Source organism: Tolypothrix sp. VBCCA 56010, from assembly GCF_050875635.1.
GTDB lineage: Bacteria > Cyanobacteriota > Cyanobacteriia > Cyanobacteriales > Nostocaceae > Hassallia.
Genome location: NZ_JBPAOH010000012.1, coordinates 25,717 through 44,732, shown reverse-complemented (window position 1 = coordinate 44,732; position 19,016 = coordinate 25,717). Strand labels below are relative to the sequence as shown.

General features: G+C 41.9%; 17 protein-coding genes and 1 pseudogene. 12 read left to right on the top strand and 6 right to left on the bottom strand.

Annotated elements, in window-relative coordinates:
• Positions 1 to 321: 321 nt before the first annotated feature.
• Positions 322 to 3,744: an EAL domain-containing protein gene (locus AABK37_RS06220; RefSeq protein ID WP_432550726.1), complete on the top strand. Its 3,423-nt coding sequence runs from the start codon at positions 322 to 324 to the stop codon at positions 3,742 to 3,744.
• A 180-nt stretch (positions 3,745 to 3,924) separates the two neighbouring features.
• Here AABK37_RS06220 and AABK37_RS06215 read toward each other — a convergent pair whose 3' ends face one another.
• From AABK37_RS06215 to sbcD, 4 genes are all read right to left on the bottom strand, one after another.
• Positions 3,925 to 4,347, bottom strand: a complete 423-nt coding sequence (locus AABK37_RS06215; RefSeq protein WP_432550725.1) for a hypothetical protein — start codon at positions 4,345 to 4,347, stop codon at positions 3,925 to 3,927.
• A gap of 92 nt (positions 4,348 to 4,439) precedes the next feature.
• Positions 4,440 to 5,249, bottom strand: a complete 810-nt coding sequence (locus AABK37_RS06210) for an SDR family NAD(P)-dependent oxidoreductase (RefSeq protein ID WP_432550724.1) — start codon at positions 5,247 to 5,249, stop codon at positions 4,440 to 4,442.
• Positions 5,250 to 5,674: 425 nt separating this feature from the next.
• Positions 5,675 to 7,510 (bottom strand): APC family permease, encoded by a 1,836-nt coding sequence (locus tag AABK37_RS06205; RefSeq protein ID WP_432550723.1) that lies wholly within the window; start codon positions 7,508 to 7,510, stop codon positions 5,675 to 5,677.
• Between the two features lie 298 nt (positions 7,511 to 7,808).
• On the bottom strand, positions 7,809 to 9,059 hold the full coding sequence (gene sbcD, locus AABK37_RS06200) for an exonuclease subunit SbcD (RefSeq protein WP_432550722.1): 1,251 nt from the start codon (positions 9,057 to 9,059) through the stop codon (positions 7,809 to 7,811).
• 49 nt (positions 9,060 to 9,108) lie between these two features.
• On the opposite strand from sbcD, the gene AABK37_RS06195 reads away from it, so the two are divergent.
• Together AABK37_RS06195 and AABK37_RS06190 are read left to right on the top strand one after the other, a co-directional pair.
• On the top strand, positions 9,109 to 9,234 hold the full coding sequence (locus AABK37_RS06195; protein ID WP_432550721.1) for a hypothetical protein: 126 nt from the start codon (positions 9,109 to 9,111) through the stop codon (positions 9,232 to 9,234).
• Between the two features lie 30 nt (positions 9,235 to 9,264).
• Complete coding sequence (locus tag AABK37_RS06190) at positions 9,265 to 9,918, top strand: helix-turn-helix domain-containing protein (protein WP_432550720.1); 654 nt, start codon at positions 9,265 to 9,267, stop codon at positions 9,916 to 9,918.
• A gap of 341 nt (positions 9,919 to 10,259) precedes the next feature.
• On the opposite strand, the gene cysH is transcribed toward AABK37_RS06190, so the two are convergent.
• Positions 10,260 to 10,988 carry a phosphoadenosine phosphosulfate reductase gene (gene cysH, locus AABK37_RS06185; protein ID WP_432550719.1) on the bottom strand — a complete coding sequence of 243 codons (729 nt, stop codon included), beginning with the start codon at positions 10,986 to 10,988 and terminating at the stop codon, positions 10,260 to 10,262.
• Positions 10,989 to 11,111: 123 nt separating this feature from the next.
• Here cysH and AABK37_RS06180 point away from each other — a divergent pair, with 123 nt between their 5' ends.
• From AABK37_RS06180 to AABK37_RS06160, 5 genes and pseudogenes are all read left to right on the top strand, one after another.
• Positions 11,112 to 11,423 (top strand): hypothetical protein, encoded by a 312-nt coding sequence (locus tag AABK37_RS06180; RefSeq protein ID WP_432550718.1) that lies wholly within the window; start codon positions 11,112 to 11,114, stop codon positions 11,421 to 11,423.
• A gap of 189 nt (positions 11,424 to 11,612) precedes the next feature.
• A complete protein-coding gene (locus AABK37_RS06175; RefSeq protein WP_432550717.1) occupies positions 11,613 to 11,708 on the top strand; it encodes a tetratricopeptide repeat protein in 96 nt (31 codons plus the stop codon).
• 72 nt (positions 11,709 to 11,780) lie between these two features.
• Positions 11,781 to 11,936: a tetratricopeptide repeat protein gene (locus AABK37_RS06170; RefSeq protein ID WP_432550716.1), complete on the top strand. Its 156-nt coding sequence runs from the start codon at positions 11,781 to 11,783 to the stop codon at positions 11,934 to 11,936.
• Between the two features lie 153 nt (positions 11,937 to 12,089).
• A pseudogene (locus AABK37_RS06165) lies at positions 12,090 to 12,857 on the top strand (Rpn family recombination-promoting nuclease/putative transposase).
• Between the two features lie 45 nt (positions 12,858 to 12,902).
• Complete coding sequence (locus AABK37_RS06160) at positions 12,903 to 13,037, top strand: hypothetical protein (protein WP_432550715.1); 135 nt, start codon at positions 12,903 to 12,905, stop codon at positions 13,035 to 13,037.
• A gap of 177 nt (positions 13,038 to 13,214) precedes the next feature.
• Here AABK37_RS06160 and AABK37_RS06155 read toward each other — a convergent pair whose 3' ends face one another.
• The gene (locus tag AABK37_RS06155) at positions 13,215 to 13,670 is read right to left on the bottom strand and encodes a VOC family protein (RefSeq protein WP_432550714.1); all 456 of its coding nucleotides are present in this window, start codon (positions 13,668 to 13,670) and stop codon (positions 13,215 to 13,217) included.
• A gap of 287 nt (positions 13,671 to 13,957) precedes the next feature.
• Here AABK37_RS06155 and AABK37_RS06150 point away from each other — a divergent pair, with 287 nt between their 5' ends.
• From AABK37_RS06150 to sppA, 4 genes are all read left to right on the top strand, one after another.
• Positions 13,958 to 14,272, top strand: coding sequence for a glutaredoxin family protein (locus AABK37_RS06150; protein WP_432550777.1), 315 nt, complete (start codon positions 13,958 to 13,960; stop codon positions 14,270 to 14,272).
• Positions 14,273 to 14,338: 66 nt separating this feature from the next.
• Positions 14,339 to 15,829: a UDP-N-acetylmuramoyl-L-alanyl-D-glutamate--2,6-diaminopimelate ligase gene (locus tag AABK37_RS06145; RefSeq protein ID WP_432550713.1), complete on the top strand. Its 1,491-nt coding sequence runs from the start codon at positions 14,339 to 14,341 to the stop codon at positions 15,827 to 15,829.
• Between the two features lie 99 nt (positions 15,830 to 15,928).
• Complete coding sequence (fni, locus tag AABK37_RS06140; protein WP_432550776.1) at positions 15,929 to 16,975, top strand: type 2 isopentenyl-diphosphate Delta-isomerase; 1,047 nt, start codon at positions 15,929 to 15,931, stop codon at positions 16,973 to 16,975.
• Between the two features lie 186 nt (positions 16,976 to 17,161).
• Positions 17,162 to 18,997, top strand: coding sequence for a signal peptide peptidase SppA (sppA, locus tag AABK37_RS06135; protein ID WP_432550712.1), 1,836 nt, complete (start codon positions 17,162 to 17,164; stop codon positions 18,995 to 18,997).
• The last annotated feature ends 19 nt before the right edge of the window (positions 18,998 to 19,016 follow it).

Below are 19,016 nucleotides of genomic sequence, written 5' to 3'. Positions count from 1 at the left end.
TAAGTAAAACAGTTCCTTATTCCGTAATTATACTGTAGCGCCTTTTTTTTGAAAGTATATAATTTTTCTATACATGAGCTTAATTTATCATGAAGGTTGTTTTAATTAATAGGGGTTATTTACTAACTTATCTGGGGTCATCTGTCAAATATCATGTCAGCAAAACTTAAAAAAATCTGCTTAAGTCGCGATTTATTTCAACATAAAAATCGCCTAAATTACCACTTTATTTACCATTTAAGTGAGAAAAATTTTTCAAGTAGTGGTTGAAAATTTGATTGCGGAATTGTTAAATAGCACCAAAAAAGATGAACAGATAAAATGAGTCTGCTTAAAAGGAATAATAAAGCATCACCAGACATGAAATATTTGGAACTGGAGCAGATTTGTAACAAGTTTTCAGATAATCGGCAGATGGAATACTTACAAATCAATAGAGATTTTCACATCCTAGATGTCTCTGAACAAGTGCAACGGTTTGCTGATTGTCCATCAGAGGTGATGCTTTTAAGAGATGTCCGCCTTGGCTTTCCAGAACTAATAGGAGTGGAAGACATCTTAATAGACATTTTGGAAGGACGAAAGCAATATTTTGAGTTAAAAGGAATAGCGCGTGTTTCGGAAAATTATACTCCATTATACATTGATTTGTATGCGATAAATCTGGATAACAAGTTGCTAATCTTCTTTGAAAATGCCACATCAAGAATGGTTTTGCAGCAAAACTTAGTCCAGAAAAATCGCGAGGCAAATATTTTATTGAGTAAATTAACAGCTTCGCAAAATTATCTTGATAATATTATTAGATCCATCGCCGATGTATTGTTGGTAACAAATACCTTTGGAAAGATAAAAAGAGTAAATCAAGCCGCAATTGATTTATTTGGCTATAGCGAAACGGAATTATTAGAGAAGCATATTTCCCAGATTATTAATGGAGAAGAGTTATTATCAAAAGGAAACCAAGGAGATTCCAGCATAAATGCGAAATTTTTGCATAATTGCGAAGTTGTTTGTCAAACAAAAACCGGGGATGAGGTTTTTGTCGCTTTTTCGGCAGCAGTAATTCAGACTGGTATTAATGAGAATTCACCAGATTTAGTTTATATCGGTCGGGACATTACAGAACGTAAGCGATCGCTTGCGCGTCTTTCTGCGGAACATGCCACAACCCGGATATTGTCAGAATCAGCCAAGCTGGAAGAAGCGACTCCAAAAATTTTGGAAGTTATCTGCAAATACCTGGGATGGGAAGTAGGGGAACTTTGGATGTTAGACGAGGAAGCCAACGTGCTACGCTATGTGGAAACTTGGCATTTGCCGTCGGTTGATATCCCAGAGTTTTTGTTGGTTTCCCAGCAGATCGCCTTTTCACCAGGTATTGGGCTACCAGGTCGCGTCTGGGCTAGCGGTGAACCTGTCTGGATTGAAGATATCAACTCAGAAGCGAATTTTCTGCGAACAAAGAGTGCGATCCAAGAAGGACTGCACGGTGCTTTTGGTTTTCCCATCAAAAATCAAAGCGAAATTCTCGGCGTTATCACCTTTTTCAGCCGAAAAATTCAGTCACCACAGTCGGATTTGCAGTTCATGATGACGGCGATCGGCAGTCAAATTGGTCAATTTATCAAGCGCAAACAAGCAGAAACGGCGTTGCTTGAAAGCGAAGAACTCTTTCAAGCTTTCATGAATAACAGTCCAACGGTGGCTTTTATGAAAGACGAGGGAGGGCGCTACGTTTACGTTAACAAGCAATTAGAGCAAGTTTTCAACATAAAATCGGCTTGTTTGCGAGGTAAGACCGATTTTGATTGGTTGTCGCACGACATAGCAAAACAGATACATGAAAATGATATATTTGTCATGTCTACAGGTAAAACTGTAGAGCTAATTGAGGCTGTTCCTACCCCAGATGGATGTATGCATCACTGGTTAGTCTTCAAATTTCCCTTTGAAAACGCTGGGGGTCAAAAGTTTGTTGGTGGTGTGGCGGTTGATATTAGCGATCGCCATCGTCTAGAACAACAGATTCGCCATCGCCTAGAACAAGAGCTTTTTGAAGAAAAAGAACTCGCACAAGTAACGTTACGATCTATCGGGGATGCAGTTATCACCACCGATGCTGAAAGTAAAATTAGATTTCTCAACCCAGTCGCTGAAGAACTCACCGGTTGGAGTCAGCAATCAGCGCAAGGAAAGCCGTTGACAGAGGTATTTCACATTATCCACGAAGTTACCCGCGAACCAGTAGAAAACCCAGTAGAAAAAGCTTTACGCGAAGGTAATATTGTCTCTCTTGCTAAGGATACTGTTTTAATTAGCCGCAATGGTAATGAGTTTGCTGTTGAAGATTCTGCCGCACCAATTCGCACTCTTGATGATGAAATAATCGGTGCTGTCATGGTGTTTCATGATGTTACCACAGCCCGCTCTCTGGCACGTCAACTAAGTTGGCAAGCGAGTCACGATGCTTTAACAGGATTAGTTAACCGCCGGGAGTTTGAAAATTGCCTGACTCAAACTTTAGCCTTTGCCAGAACACAAAATCAACAACATGCATTGTGTTATCTAGATTTAGATCAATTCAAAATTGTTAATGATACTTGCGGTCATATCGTTGGCGATGAACTTTTGCGCCAAGTAACCGCATTATTTCAGGCTCAGGTGCGTTCCAGCGATACTTTAGCACGTTTGGGCGGAGATGAATTTGGTATTTTGCTCAACCATTGCTCTCTAGAGGCTGCACTACCGATCGCCAAGATGCTGCGTGAAAGTATCGAAGCATTTCGTTTTGTTTGGCAAGATAAAACTTTTAAACTTGGTGTCAGTATCGGGTTGGTTGAGATTAATGAGAACAGTGAAAGCGTAACTACTGTTTTAAGTGCTGCTGATGCAGCTTGCTATGCTGCCAAAAATAACGGACGCAATCGAGTGCATATTTATCAAGCTGATGATACTCAACTAACGCAGCAGCAAGGTGAAATGCAATGGGTAGCGCGGATTACTCAAGCTTTAGAAGAAAATCGTTTTTGCCTTTATTACCAGCCGATTGTCCCGATTACCGAATCTGAAAATAACGAACATTATGAAGTGCTATTGCGTCTTGTGGATGAAGTCGGGAACTTGGTATCACCGATCGCCTTTATGTCATCGGCTGAACGTTACAATTTAATGCAAACTCTTGACCGTTGGGTAATCTGCACCCTCTTTGCTAGTCAGGGACAGCATTATCGAGAAACCTGGAAAGGTTGTCAATTAGATAAAATTGGTTGCGGCTGTTTGTATGCTATCAACCTTTCTGGTGCGAGTATTAACGATGAGCAGTTTATCGAATTTCTGCACGAGCAGTTTGCATTATACCAAATTCCGCCAGCATTAATCTGCTTTGAAATTACCGAAACCGTAGCGATCGCTAATTTAGGAAAAGCGGCTCAATTCATTCGTTCACTGCGAGAAATCGGCTGTCACTTCGCTTTGGATGACTTTGGTAGTGGAATGTCTTCGTTTGCTTATCTAAAAAATCTGCCAGTAGACTTTCTGAAAATTGATGGCAGCTTCATTAAGGATATTGTCGATGACCCGATTGATTTAGCAATGGTAGAAGCAATCAATCAAATTGGTCATTTGATGGGTATTAAAACTATCGCCGAGTTTGTCGAAAATCAAGAAATCTTAACAAAAATTACCGCTTTGGGCGTCGATTATGCACAAGGCTATGGTATCGCCAAACCGCGTCCGTTTTGAGTTGGGAATGGGGCATGGGGCATAGGGCATCGGGCATCGGGCATTGGGCAATGAGCATTGGGCATTGGGCATTGGGAATTAAAGAAGCGGCTTTATGCGGGTGCGGGTTCTAATACAATTCTTTCCATGCCCCATGCCCCATGCCCCATGCCCATTGCCCCATGCCCAATGCCCCATGCCCTAAAACACGTTTACTCTGCCATCATCGAGGATATCAACAGAGCGATCGCCTGGAAAACGCCATGTAGGACGAAGTTCAACTCGTAATGTGGCAAAGTTTGGTTTAGAGACTATTGCTTGTAGCGACAATCCTGTATCATCCCAAAATACTAGAGAGACATTCGGTTCTGTACCATCTCCCTGGTCTAATTGTAATTTCTGTCCGGGTTGCAAAGTAATTGCATTCGTTCCGCGTATTTTCTCTAATTTTATTAACCTTGGCGTGCTATTTATAACTTCCAACCGAATGTGTTTGCCGGGTGTAAATTGAAGAGGGGGAGAACCACATTTAGAGGCACAGGTTCCCGCATAAGTAGGGCTTGGGTGTTGAGTGGATGTTAGCACTACGGCGGTTATTAAAGTTGCAAATAATAACTTAGACATGGTATTAGGATTTACACAGCTAAATATGTAGATTTGAATACCCAAGCCTAACACCATACATCCCGGTTTGAGTAGCTCAAAAGTTAAAAATGTTACTTATGTTTCGCTTCATGCATATCTCTGACTATCTTTGTCACAAGCTTTCTGGGAGAATATCTAATCGATTGAGCAAGTATTTTATTTCTGATTCCCGGAATGACAACAGTTTTCTTTGCCATTAAAGCGCGATAGCCAATTTCGGCTACAGTTCGTGTATCCATCATTCGTCCAGAACTAGCGATTTTAGCTTTTTCCATCGCTGCTGCTTGTTGAAATCCGGTTGCTGTCGGTCCTGGACAAAGAACAGTTACACTGACACCTGTACCTTCTAATTCATTAGCGATCGCTTCCGAAAATGATAATACATAAGCTTTCGTCGCAAAATAAACCGCCATCATCGGTCCTGGTTGAAAAGCAGCAGTTGAGGCAACATTTAATATTCTTCCATAACCCTGCTTTACCATGTCCTTGACAAATAACTTTGTTAAATGAGTGATACACGCTGCATTTACTTGTATCATGTCCAATTCAGCGTTAATATCGGTTTGGTGAAATAATCCATAAGTCCCAAATCCCGCATTATTCACCAAAACATCAACCTTAATATAGCATTGTTGTAACTCTGTAAAAATTTCTTCTCTAGATGTTGGTTTGGATAAATCCTTGGCAAGAATTTTCACAGAAATGCCAAATTTGGGCGGAAATTCCTCAGCGATTTGCGTAAGTTTTTCTTTTTGCTTGTCAACTAATACAAGATTGTACCCATCTTCCGCAAAAATGCAGGCTAATTCGTAACCGATTCCACTGGATGCACCAGTAATAAGAGCAGTTTGTTTCTGCTGATTTTGGTATGTGGTGTTCATATATGACATCCAACTGAAATCCTATTAACTCTCGATATTTTCTATCTTAGGAGATTAATTTTGTTGACTGTAGTGCCTTTAGTCATAATTGCATTCCAAAAGCTTGAGGATTTAGTCCCCGGTTCTCTAATTAGTAAGCTTTTCAAAGATTTATACTACTTTTTTAAATTTGATTGAACTAACTAAAATAATACATTTTAAACAAAATCCATTTACCACAAAGTTAGGAAAGTTACATTTTATATTTAGTTAATATAATTTGTTATTTGACTGCAAACATTGAAAATATCAAAAAATATAATCTTTGACAATTAAATTAAACTAAAATAGTTTGCTGATAACATTGCCATGCTTGATACAAATTATCGATATCTATTGTCGTAGAGACGTTCCGGCGGAACGTCTCTACAAGACGTGAAAAGATATTACAAGTAATATCTAACAGTGGTAATAACGCGACTTTGTTTAGCTCTTAAAGCTGTTTTTAAGAACAAAGTTGTTTGGTTGTGTAAAAGACCATCCCACCAATTGCGAGTGACAAAAGCCGGAATAATTATGGTTGTAAAAACATCTTGATGGCGGTCTTCAAACTGTGCGACAAAATTAACAATTGGCTCGATGACAGAGCGATAGGGTGAATCGATGATTTCTAAAGGAATATCTGATTCTAATTGTCGCCATTTTTGTTGAAGTTTTTCTCGGTCGGTAGAATTAAGATCGACGTGAACGGCTACAATTTCATCGGCAATGGTGCGTGCGTAGTCTAAAGCTTCTACTGTTCCTCGATTAAGTTGTCCGACTACAACCACTGCGGGGTGAGTCACGACTGCTGGTTTCGGTCTGGGAACATAGCTACGCGGTGGTAATCCTTGAATGCTGAGACGTTCGGCTACATATTGATAGTGACGGTGAATCGCTAAAAATAAACAGACTACCAAAGGAATCGCTACAACTACCAACCAAGCACCTAAGAGAAATTTGGTTGAGACGATGACACCGAGAACAACTAGTGTGGCGATCGCTCCCAAACCATTCATTAAAGCGCTGGCTTGCCAACCGCGTTCGCGATTTGTAAACCATCGACGTACCATCCCCGCTTGCGAAAGGGTAAAGGAAGTAAACACACCAACAGCGTACAAGGGAATAACGGCGTTAACTTGCCCTTTGAAGATAATCACCAAAACCGCAGCACAGAGGCTGAGAAGGATAATACCGTTCGAGTAGACTAAGCGATCGCCTAATAATGCTAATTGTCGTGGCAAAAATCCATCCCTTGCTAAAAAGTAACAAAGTCTGGGAAAGTCAGCGTAACTGGTATTTGCTGCTAACAGCAAAATCAGTAAAGTGACAATTTGCACAAAATAGTAAAATGCTCCCGTCCCGAAAATCTGCCTACCCAAAAGAGAAACCGCCGTTTGTCCCTCTTCAGGAACGATGTGGTAAATGTGTGATAGGTAGGTAATTCCCACAAACATTATCCCCAAAATAAAGCCCAACCAGAGCAATGTGAGACGGGCATTTTTCCACTCTGGTTCTTTAAAAGCCAAGACACCATCAGATATTGCTTCCACTCCTGTCAGTGCTGTACATCCAGCCGCAAAAGCTCTCAAAATGAAAAACAAACTGAGTCCTTCTTTCACCGGCAGGTTCGGGTATTCTGTGACGACTTGTCCAGTAGCTTGTTTAAACAAACCAAGGACAATCAAAATGAAAATACTGGCAATAAACGCATAAGTAGGAACCATAAATATGTTGCCTGATTCCTTAACACCTCTGAGATTTGCCAGCGTCAACAAAAAAATAAAAATCAAGCAGAGGCTGACTGTATACGGTTGCAGTGCTGGAACTGCGGAAGTCAGGGCGGCTGTCCCCGCAGATATACTGACAGTGACTGTCAGAATATAATCAATCATCAGCGAACCACCTGCCACCAACCCCGGATAAAGACCCAGGTTTTCTTTGGCTACAACGTAGGAACCGCCTCCTTTTGGATAAGCGCGAATCGTTTGTCGATAGGAAAGTATGACTATTGCTAACAGGGCAATAATTGCTACAGCAATAGGCAAAGACAGACCGAGAGCGCTACTTCCGGCAACTACTAAAACTAACAGAATCTCTTCTGTAGCGTAAGCAACCGAGGAAAGAGCATCGGAGGAAAGAACCGCTAAAGCCGCAGCATTGCTTAATCTTTCTTCAGCATGAGCGCTGGTTGGTAATGATTTACCGAGTAAAAATTGCTTTAATTGAGGGTAGAAGGACATACAACGTCCACCTGAAAAAGGTTTTGGTCATTGTTCTGTGAAAGTCAAAAACTATGCACTGAGCAATGAATATTGCAATTTTGGCAGATTTGTGACCAATAGTTGAAATATTTTAAATTGGACTGATTAAGTAGCAATACTATCTACAGATAGTTTTTTTCAGAATAGGGCATTGGGCAATGGGCAATGGGCAATGGGCTATGGGAATTAAAGAAGCGGCTTTTCGATTTGGCGGGTTCTAATACAATTCTTTCCATGCCCGATGCCCGATGCCCATTGCCCGATGCCCATTCCCTCACTAATTAGTCGCTTTTTCCAGCCAGACTTCTACATCGTCTGCAAGCAACTTGTCTGCTGCTTCTAACATAGATGCTGCGATGTCTTTCAAGTCTTCGCGATTATCCAAGTAGGTTTTTAAGGCTGACATTGGATCGATGCTACTACTCGCGCTTAATTCGGGGACGCGCGGACGAGCCAATTGACTGACTAATTCTGGTTGAATGGTGTAGGTGTGGGCTGTAGTTAAAGCGTTATGCAGTGAAGCGTTATCAACTAAATCCAACTGTTCGGAGCGAAGTTTGTAAATGAGTCTAACTACAGCGTCTTGAATATCATGTTTGGCGATCGCCTTCATTATAGCTGCTTGCGGTTCTTCTGCCTTGGATACATCTACTTCAATCGTCCGGAAAGTCCGCACATCCAAACGGCAAAATTCCCATTCAGCGTTACCCCGCTCCAATTCTATCATCACATAACCTTTATCTTCTTTTTCTTCACTAAAATCCACCCGCTCAATACTTCCCGGATAAATTACCGGCGGATCGTTAGATTTATTCAGATTTTGATGTTTGTGGACGTGTCCCAATGCCACATAATCAAAACAAGGTCGCGTTAACAAAGATAATGGCAGAGTAAATCCTTTACCTACAGCCAAAAAACGCTCGGCTCCTAAAGTTGCATTATCAGCCATTAAGTGAGCTAAAAGCACAGTTGGCACATCCGGATCTAAACGGCGAATTTCTCCTTCTAAAACTACTCGCAAGCGTTCTGTTAATAGCTGGTTGACTTCCGCAAGTGATAAATTATCAGTATCTTGGCGCGTCATCAGCGTTGAACGTGTCAGCCAAGGTAAAGTCATAACTTGCACGCTTCCATTGCGGGTTTGGATGTGGTGAGTAGTTAATGTATCACCGACAACAAAACCGCGCACTCCCAAAGTGCGGTAAATACATAAACTCGCGCCTCCCTGTCCTTGGGAGTGTTGGTCATGGTTGCCTACCAACAGCACTGTGGGTATATTAGCATCCACGAGGCGGCGAAACTGACTGGCAAAGGCTTCCTGTACATATGGTGGTGGTGTCGCATCCGGAAAAGCATCGCCACCGAATATCACCATATCCACCGGGTCTGTTAATGCGCGATCGATACATCGAGATAAAGTCTTGACAAAATCCTCCAACCGTGTATTTGAACCTGTTTCCGGATTAATGCGTCCGTGGGAGAAACCGCTTCCCATATGGATATCGGAGAGGTGAAGGATTTTAATCATAAGTCATTAGTAATGCGTAATTGGTCATTTGTTTAAATACTAATGACAAATGATTAAATGTCTCAAGCTTACCAGTTTCCCGCCAGGGTCGGTGCGCGATACTCCAGGGGAGTTGCTGCGCGATCGCTCTTCTTTTGTCAAGTGTAGCTTGACAAAAGAAGAAACAATTATGTAAAGTAATACTTGACAAAAAGCAGATCGAACCATGAAAAACCGACTGAAAGAACTTCGACAACTGCACTCCTTGTCACAAGCTGACCTAGCCAGGGAACTAGGAGTAAGTCGTCAAGCGGTCAATGGTTTTGAATCCGGCAAGTTTGACCCCAGTCTAGACATGGCTTTCAAAATTGCTAGCTTGTTCAACGTTGCAATTGAAGACGTTTTCATCAATGAGGCAAAAAATTCTATGCAAACATTTGTTGAACGATTCAAAAAATACTTTGGTTTCGAGAGGTTCAGTTCTAAGGCAATCAACGCGATCAAGTTTGCACGAAATGAGGCAACACGCTTGCAGAAGTCACAAGTCGAACCAGAACATCTGCTTGCTGGCTTATTAGCCGATCCAACTACAACAAGTGCTCGTTTACTTCAAGCAAATGGCATGACATTAAACATCGAAATTAATGACCATTCTTTTGAATCCCTTGGGAATCCAAGATTTAGCCCAGAGAGTAATTTAGTTCTAGAGCTTGCCTTGGAAGTAGTCCAGCTAAAGGGTAAAAAGTCTATCGGGACTGAACATCTCTTGTGGGGTTTAGTCCGACTGGCTCAAACAGATAATACTGCTCTGAGTGATTTGTTTCAACGATACTACATTGATCTCGAAGCCCTAAACAATCAACTAGCAGAAACAGTTTAAACACTGCTTACTGGATATTTGGGGTTTTGGTAGGTAACTTTTTGTGTTCCCCTTTTTACTAAAGTTGCAACTAATGCCTTAACAGATAATTGGTAGCGATCGCTCTATTCAATTATGCAGCGACCCCTGCCACAAATTGATACAGCAACAGAAGCTGAATTAACAGCTTTAGAACAGCTTTTTGCTGCAAAATGAACACTCTTCGTAGCTTTTAAAGCAGTGTTTATTTAACCGCAGAGGGCGCACTCGTACACAGAGTAAAAAAGAGAACGAGGGGGAGTTGAGAGACTTTTTTCTTTTTCCCTACTCCCTACTCCCTACTCCCTACTCCCTACTTTCTTCTAAATATGTATACCACACTCTGTCTTACCCATACCCCGCCAGCGTCCAGCGCGTTCATCTTCGCCTTCGCCTACTTTGGTGGTAATCGGTTCATCGCCGATGCTCGGATAACCTTGGTCGTGTAGGGGGTTGTAGATAACGCCGTGTTCTGCTACATAAGCCCAGCTGTCTTTGCGCGTCCATGCAGCGAGGGGATTAACTTTCAGGCGTCCTTGGTTATCTAATTCAAATACAGGCATATTAGCACGAGTTACGGCTTGGTCACGACGACGACCTGTAATCCAAGCAACTGTGTTTAGTTCGTCTAAACCACGTTGCAACGGTTCTATTTTTGTTACATGGTGAAATTGCGTAATATCTGTGTCCCAAAGTGCTTCGCCGTATTTAGCTGTAAAGGCTTCGCGGCTATCTACATCGGGAGTTTTGTATGTTTTCAGATCGAGATTGTATAGTTCTTTGGCTTTAGCAACTAGTTCCAGGGTTTCCGGAAAGTGATACAGCGTGTCGAGAAATATTACTGGGACTGGATGCTTGAGTTCACTATAAAGAATGTGGGTAATTACCAAGTCATCCACGTTAAAAGCGCTGGTTTGCACTAGTCCACTGGGGATGTTCTCTTGTGACCATGCCAAAATGTCTTTGGGATGCGCGGTTTCAAATTGCTTGTTTAGTTGCTCTAAGTCAAAGTTGTCAATTTTGCTTGTAAATTCCCTGGAAGCGGTTGTCATAATTTTTTAGTTGAATCGTTTCTACTTTGCTTAAGATTTATTTTACATTATCAAGACACCTTTCCCGGTAGGTAATAAGGTATTTACAAGATTCGGAAATCACTACCGAGGGGGAGTGGGGGAGTGGGGGACAAGGGGCAGGGGGCTTTCTTGCAGGGGGCAGGGGGAGTTTGTCTTTCCATCTCCCCATCTCCCCATCTCCCCCTCTCCCCATCTCCCCATTACCCATTTCTCAGCAAACACTCTTGCATTTATGAAGATAGTTTACAGTCTTTTAAGTTTTACTCTGATTTTATTGATATATATACCTATACTGATATCTTTATAGAATCCTTAAAAATAAAAAAATCTACTGATTATGAACGATTCAAAATCTTCCAGCCCCTTGAAAGAGTCTTTGTTGATGGGCGTTCTAGTTATGCTGACCAGCGCTAGTGTCATCACTATCATGAATATGTTCTAAATTAAAGATTGTAAAATTTGGTAAATAGAAGTTAAGAAAGCTCTGCTGTTTCATAAGTGGAGCTTTTATATTTATTAATAATATTAATTTTTTTGGGTGGACGAGACGCGATAGCAAGGCAAATTTGAATGGCTTCAACTTCCGAAGCGTGGAACTGAAAAATGCTAATAAAAGATTACCAAAGTGCGATCGCTTCTTACAACCAAGCGCTTTCAATTGACCCCAACTACGCCAAAGCATACAACAAAGGAGTTTAAGCAGGTTTGCCACAAAGAGATATGAGGATGCTATTAAAGATTGCGATCGCGTAATTCAACGCAATCCTAATTTTGCCGAAGATCCATGAAAATAAAGGTAACGCTTTGTTAAGTTTAAAAAAGAAAGTCGAAGCAAAGCAAGCTTTTGAGCAAGCTGTAAGAATCTATTCGCAAAGACAGGATAAAACTAGTTTACAACGAGTGCAGCAAATCATCGCCGAAATTTAGCAACCGTCGTAAAGACATTGGGTCTGGAACGTCTCTACAATTATGTATAATTTGCCAAACGCGATCTAAAAATGCATTGCTAGGTTTCGGTTCCTGGGAACGAGTGATATAAAATAAATATTTGCCAATGTCAGCACAGCATCTTAGATAAAAATGAAAACAGATGCAATTTTCTACGAATTATTTAAAGAATTTCCTGACATCTTCTTTGAACTAATTAATAAACCGCAAACCAACGCAAATATTTACGAGTTCACAACTCCAGAAATCAAACAGCGCAGCTTTCGATTAGATGGTGTATTTTCAACCTTAGAAAACTTCTCTAACGAACCGATTTATTTTGTAAAGGTTCAGTTTTACAAAGACGAAGAATTCTATGACAGACTTTTTACGGGAATCTTCCTTTACTTTAGTCAATAGCAACCGGCTAACCCTGATTGGTACGCTATAGTTATATATGATAAACGCAGCAACGAAAGCGTATATCCACCACGTTATCGGGCTTTAAGAGAAATCCATCTGCGATGCGTTTACCTAAATGAACTTGAGGAAGTTGCATCATCTTTGGGTTTAGGAATTTTGAAGTTAATTGTCGAGAGTCAGAATAATGCTATCCAATTTGCGAAACAATTAGTTAACAAAGGTAGGGAAGAATTAACTGATGCCATTGTTCAGGATAAAGTTTTAGAATTTATAGAGACTATTTTTGTTTACAAGTTTCCAAATTTAAGTCGAGAGGAGATAGAAGCGATGCTAAATTTAGATTTTATTAAGCACACCAAAGTTTATCAAGAAGCTAAGGAAGAAGGTAAGCTAGAAGTTGTTCCCAAGCTTTTGCAACGCGGATTAAGTTTGCAGGAAATTGCAGAAATATTAGAGGTAGATGTAGAAACTGTTAGAAAAGCTGCACGACAAACTTAACATTTTTTATCAAAACTCCATTTAAGTCGAAAGGAGATAGAAGCAATGCTAAATTTAGATTTCATTAAGCACACCAAAGTTTATCAAGAAGCGAAGGAAGAAGGTAAACAAGAAGCTAAACAAAAAATTTTGTTAGAAGTTGTTCCCAAGCTTTTGCAACGCGGATTAAGTTTGCAGTAAATTGCAGAAATATTAGAGGTAGATGTAGAAACTGTTAGAAAAGCTGCACGACAAATTTAAGGTTTTTTGTCAAAGGTTAATCTTGCAACAAGCATTTTACCCACCTGGGATTTAAATCCCAGGCTTATAGCATAAGTCCACGTTTCGTGGGTGTTAATGGGTCTATCAGGATTTATCTCAGCTTTTGTTGGGGCTACGATAGGGTCGTGGTTGATGAAAACCCTTCAGTGTGGTATCAACGATTAGGCAAACTTCGATATGCATACCATCAGGATCGAAAAATGATAGATTAAGTACTGGACCAAGGTCGGCGATCGCGCCATCACTCACACCCCGATCTATGAGCTTGCGACGGATAATCTGAAATGCCGATTCTGTTGGGACATTCAAAGCTAAGTGGTCGATGTGTCCTCGTCCAAACATGTCCTTAGACCCAAAGCTATGGACATTATCAGGCATTTCTACTGCGTGAAGCACGCTCTGTGGTCCAGCCCGTAGAAGTGCGTGACGAAAGGCTGGGGTCGTCTCCTGGAAAATTACTGGCATCTCGAATACATCAGTATAGAAGTCGATAAAGCGGTCGATATCCGCTGTAATCACTGCAACGTGGTGGATACCTGATACAAGGTTCATTGGGGTTACTCCTGTTGGACTATGGTTAGTAATAGAGAGCGATTACAATAAGAAGTGAAGGCATATCGCAATTAAGCATTCTAAGCATTACCGAATTGATCGCGATGCCGAGAACGGTTCGCTATAATCACGGCATTTTTGAAAATATCTACATAAAATTAGATGTTGGACAAAGTATGTTATGCACTTACCCCTCTCCAAAACATCAAAGATAATAATACAAGTAATATGCTCTAAACAAATATGGGCAATACTAGGTTCTATTGCTAAATTTTGGTTTTAGTCAAATGCGATTAATTTTATACAGTAAACCTGGTTGCCATTTATGCGAGGGGTTGCAGGAAAAGTTAGAACAAATCGTAGAGACGCGAAATTTCGCGTCTTTACAACTTGAAATTCGCGATATTATGACTCGTGATGAGTGGTTTGCTGCATATCAGTATGAGGTGCCGGTGCTTTATGTAACGAACCGCCTTGGCGAAGCCTCTCGAAGAGAAGACGCGAAGTGCGCGAAGGTGGAAGGAAAAGAGGAGATGATACCGCGTCCTTCGCCGCGTGCTACGGTGTCACAATTGGAGAAAATGCTCCGGAAGTATTTATAGGTGTTTGTATAAACTGAAAAATAGTGCAAAATAAGCGCAATGTTAGCGGGTGACGAGGTTCGCAAGATGAAACTGCGTGAATTATTAGCGGGTGTAGAGGGAATTGGACAATTACCTGAACATTCAGCGATGGATGTAGAGGTGAAGAATTTGAAGACGAATTCTCATGCTTGTGGTGTGGGAGATTTGTTTATCGGTATGCCGGGAACGCGGGTTGATGGTGGGGAGTTTTGGCAAAGTGCGATCGCATCCGGTGCAATTGCTGCTATTATCTCACCTCAGGCGGCTGAAAAAAATCCGACCACAAGTGAGTGTGCGATCGTTGCAAAGGATATGACTAAGGCTTGTGCCCAAATTGCGGCAGCTTTTTACAATTATCCCGGACAAAAACTCAAGCTGGTGGGGATGACGGGTACGAATGGCAAAACTACTACTACCCATCTAATTGAATATTTGCTGCACAAGGCAAATAAAAATACGGCTTTGATGGGAACTCTCTACACTCGTTGGGCAGGTTTTGAGCAAACTGCTGTCCACACTACGCCGTTTGCGGTCGAGTTGCAGCAGCAGCTGGCGGAAGCTTTAAATGCTGGCAATGAGTTCGGGGTGATGGAAGTTAGTTCTCACGCTTTGGCGCAGGGTAGGGTGATGGGTTGTCAATTTGAGGTGGGGGTGTTTAGCAATCTCACTCAAGACCATCTTGACTATCACATGGATATGGAGGATTATTTTGCGGCAAAGGCACTACTTTTCAATTCTGATTATCTCACGGGAAGGGCGATAATTAACAGCGATGATGTTTATGGAAAGCGATTAATTACGTCTTTGAATCCAGATAAGGTTTGGAGTTACAGCGTTAACGATTCTACGGCTGATTTGTGGATGAGTGATTTAAATTACGAACCTAACGGTGTAAGTGGTACAATGCATACACCAAAAGGTGATGTTGCTTTTCAATCGCCTTTAGTCGGTCAATATAATTTAGAAAATCTCCTCGCGGCGGTAGGCGCTGTTTTACACTTAGGTGTAGATTTGCAGTTAATTGCTTCTGTGATAAGAGAGTTTCCGGGAGTTCCCGGACGGATGGAACGAGTGCAAATTACTTCTGAGCAAGAAATTAGCGTGATTGTGGATTATGCTCACACTCCCGATAGTTTGGAGAATTTGCTGAAAGCCGCACGTCCGTTTATTCCTGGTAAGATGATTTGCGTGTTTGGCTGCGGAGGCGATCGCGATCGCACTAAACGTCCGAAAATGGGTAAAATCGCCGCCGAGTTAGCTGATGTAGCGGTTGTGACATCAGATAATCCCCGGACGGAAGACCCAGAACGAATTTTAGCAGATGTTTTGGCAGGAATTCCTGATACAATTAATCCGACAGTCATATGCGATCGCGCTACTGCCATTCGCACCGCAATTTTACAAGCTCAACCCGGAGACGGTGTGTTACTTGCGGGTAAAGGTCACGAAGATTATCAAATTCTCGGCACCGAAAAAATCCACTTTGATGACCGAGAACACGCTCGCGACGCTTTAGAAGAAAGAATGAAGATTTAAAGGTAGGGAGTGGGAAGTGGGAAGTCGGAAAAAACGCATTCTCTATTTCCACTTACCTATTCCCAATGCCCTATGCCCAATTTTCAGTTATATCTACCCGTGAACGTTCCCACCAGCTTTTCTACCCAAACTCGCAAGGCAGACCACATCCGCATCTGTCTAGAGGAAGATGTTCAATGTCAGCAAATTACTAATGGACTCGAACGCTATCGCTTTATTCATTGTTGTTTACCGGAATTAGACCGAAATGACATTGACATTAGCACAACGTTTTTAGGGAAAACTCTCTTAGCACCTTTGTTAATTTCTTCGATGACTGGTGGTACCGAACAAGCGGGAATCATCAACCGTCGTTTGGCAGAAGTCGCACAACACTATAAAATAGCAATGGGTGTCGGTTCTCAGCGTGTGGCAGTAGAAAAACCCTCGGTTGCTGATACGTTTGCGCTGCGAAAGTACGCACCAGACGTTTTGCTACTTGCGAATTTGGGCGCTGTGCAATTTAATTATAAATACGGTTTAGATGAATGTCTGCGCGTAGTCGATATCTTGGAAGCCGATGCTTTAATTTTACACCTAAACCCGTTGCAAGAATGCATCCAAGCGCGAGGCGATACAAATTTTCGCGGCTTGCTTGACAAAATAGCCGAATTATGCAGTAAAATACCCGTGCCTGTAATTGTCAAGGAAGTTGGTAATGGTATTTCTGCAAAAATGGCAGAGAAGCTGATCGCTGCGGGAGTGACGGCGATTGATGTAGCGGGTGCGGGTGGTACGTCTTGGGCGAAGGTGGAAAGCGAAAGAGCAGAAAATGCTTTACAAAGGCGTTTAGGAGAAACCTTTGCCGATTGGGGTTTACCGACAGCAGAGTGTATTACGAGTATTCGGGCTGTTGCACCGAAAGTGCCATTGATAGCTTCTGGGGGATTGCGTCATGGACTGGATGCAGCAAAAGCGATCGCACTCAAAGCAGATATCGCAGGTTTGGCAATGCCATTCTTGCAAGCAGCAGCGGTGGGAGAAGCAGCATTGTGCGAACTGGCTGATGTCTTAATTGCCGAAATCACTACAGTGCTATTCTGCACTGGCAATGCTAATTTATATGAATTGCAAAATTCTGGAAGCTTACAAAAAATACAAACCTAACCTTGGGGAGAGGTTCATCCTCTTGTTGGGAAGGGGGAGAGGCAAGCTCGAACTTCACGTTAATATAAGTTGCAGCAGCTTTAAGCCGTTTAAATGTTAGGTTTGAGATATTCGGTGGAATTATAAGCAAACAAGTCAATCGTCCAAAGTTTTTGACAATTGACTAATGACTAATAACTAAAAAAAATGCGTAATTTTCTCAAACAAACTTTTGCTAGCTTAATTGGCAGCTTACTGGGACTGATTATTTTCTGCGGTGTCGGCACCAGCACACTGTTCTTTCTGTTGCTGATTGCTGCTACTTCCAAAGACACTGGACCTATAGTCAAAGATAAGTCAGTATTGGTTTTTGACTTGGCGACGAAAATCACTGACAGCGAACCAAGTTCTAATGAAGTTTTTCAGCAAGCACTATCAGGTGAAGATATCAATAGAATGTCACTCCGCAGGGTGATCGATACTTTAGAAAAAGCGCGTCGTGATAAACGAATTGTCGCTATCTACTTAGATGCTACTAACACCTCAGCAGGTAGTGGTGTTGGGGGTTTTGCGACTCTTAAAGAAGTCCGTCAGGAGTTGGAGAAGTTCCGCGCTTCTGGGAAAAAGATTATAGCATACGGTATGGAATTGGGGGAACGGGAATATTACTTAAGTTCGGTTGCCGATACAGTTGTCGTCAATCCCCTAGGAGAGATGGAAGTTAACGGTTTGAGTACACAAACGATGTTTTTATCGGGAGCATTGCAAAAGTATGGTATAGGTGTTCAAGTTGTGCGCGTTGGTAAATTTAAAGGCGCAGTGGAACCGTATATACTGCCAAAGTTGAGTCCGGAGAACCGCCAACAAACTCAAAAATTGTTGGATGATGTTTGGTCAGAGTGGCGTACTGCGGTGGGTAAAAGTCGCAAACTTACTCCGCAAAAATTGCAGGCGATCGCCGACAATCAAGCTGTCTTAATGGCTGATGAAGCCAAGTCTAGCGGTTTGGTAGATCGGGTAGATTATTTTGATGAAGTAGTTAGCGATTTGAAAAAGTTAACTGATAGCGATAAGGAAGATAGAACATTCCGTCAAATCGACTTAGCAGAATACGCCGGAGTTTCTGGCAAGTCATTCGGTATAGAACGCGACTCTATAAATAAAATTGCTGTGGTTTATGCGGAAGGCGAAATTGTCGATGGTCAAGGTAGCGATGGTGAAGTTGGAGGCGATCGCTTTGCCAAAACTTTCCGCAAACTACGACAAGATAAAAATGTAAAAGCCGTTGTCCTACGAATCAACAGTCCCGGTGGTAGCGCTACCGCTGCTGAAGTGATGCAGCGAGAAGTACGACTAACTCGCCAAATCAAACCAGTAGTTGTTTCAATGGGTGATGTCGCTGCTTCTGGTGGTTACTGGATAGCCAGCGATTCCAACCGCATTTTTGCCGAACCAAACACCATCACAGGTTCAATCGGCGTCTTTGGCTTGCTGCTAAATGGGCAAAAACTGGCGAATAATAACGGCATTACCTGGGATTCAGTCAAAACCGGACGCTATGCTGATAGTCAAACCGTCTCTCGTCCCAAATCTCCTGAAGAGTTAGCTGTTTATCAGCGCAGTGTCAACCGCATTTATAATCTATTTCTCAACAAAGTTTCTCAAGGTCGCAAACTTCCACAACAAAAGGTAGCAGAAATCGCTCAAGGACGAGTTTGGTCTGGGGTAGCGGCAAAGCAAATCGGTTTAGTTGATGAAATTGGCGGGATGGATGCTGCTATAGATTATGCGGCTAAAACCGCGAATTTAGCAAACGATTGGGAATTACAAGAGCATCCCAGACGCAGCACTTTTGAAGAACGCTTTTTTGGCGGGGTAACTCAACAAGCGCGGACTATTTTGGGAATTGAGACAATAACTAAATCACCCGATTTACTAACCGCTGAATTCCAAAAACTACAAAAGGAATTAGCGATTATGCAAAAAATGAACGATCCCCTCGGCGTTTATGCTCGTTTGCCATTTAACTTTACGATTAGGTAATGGGGCATGGGGCATTGGG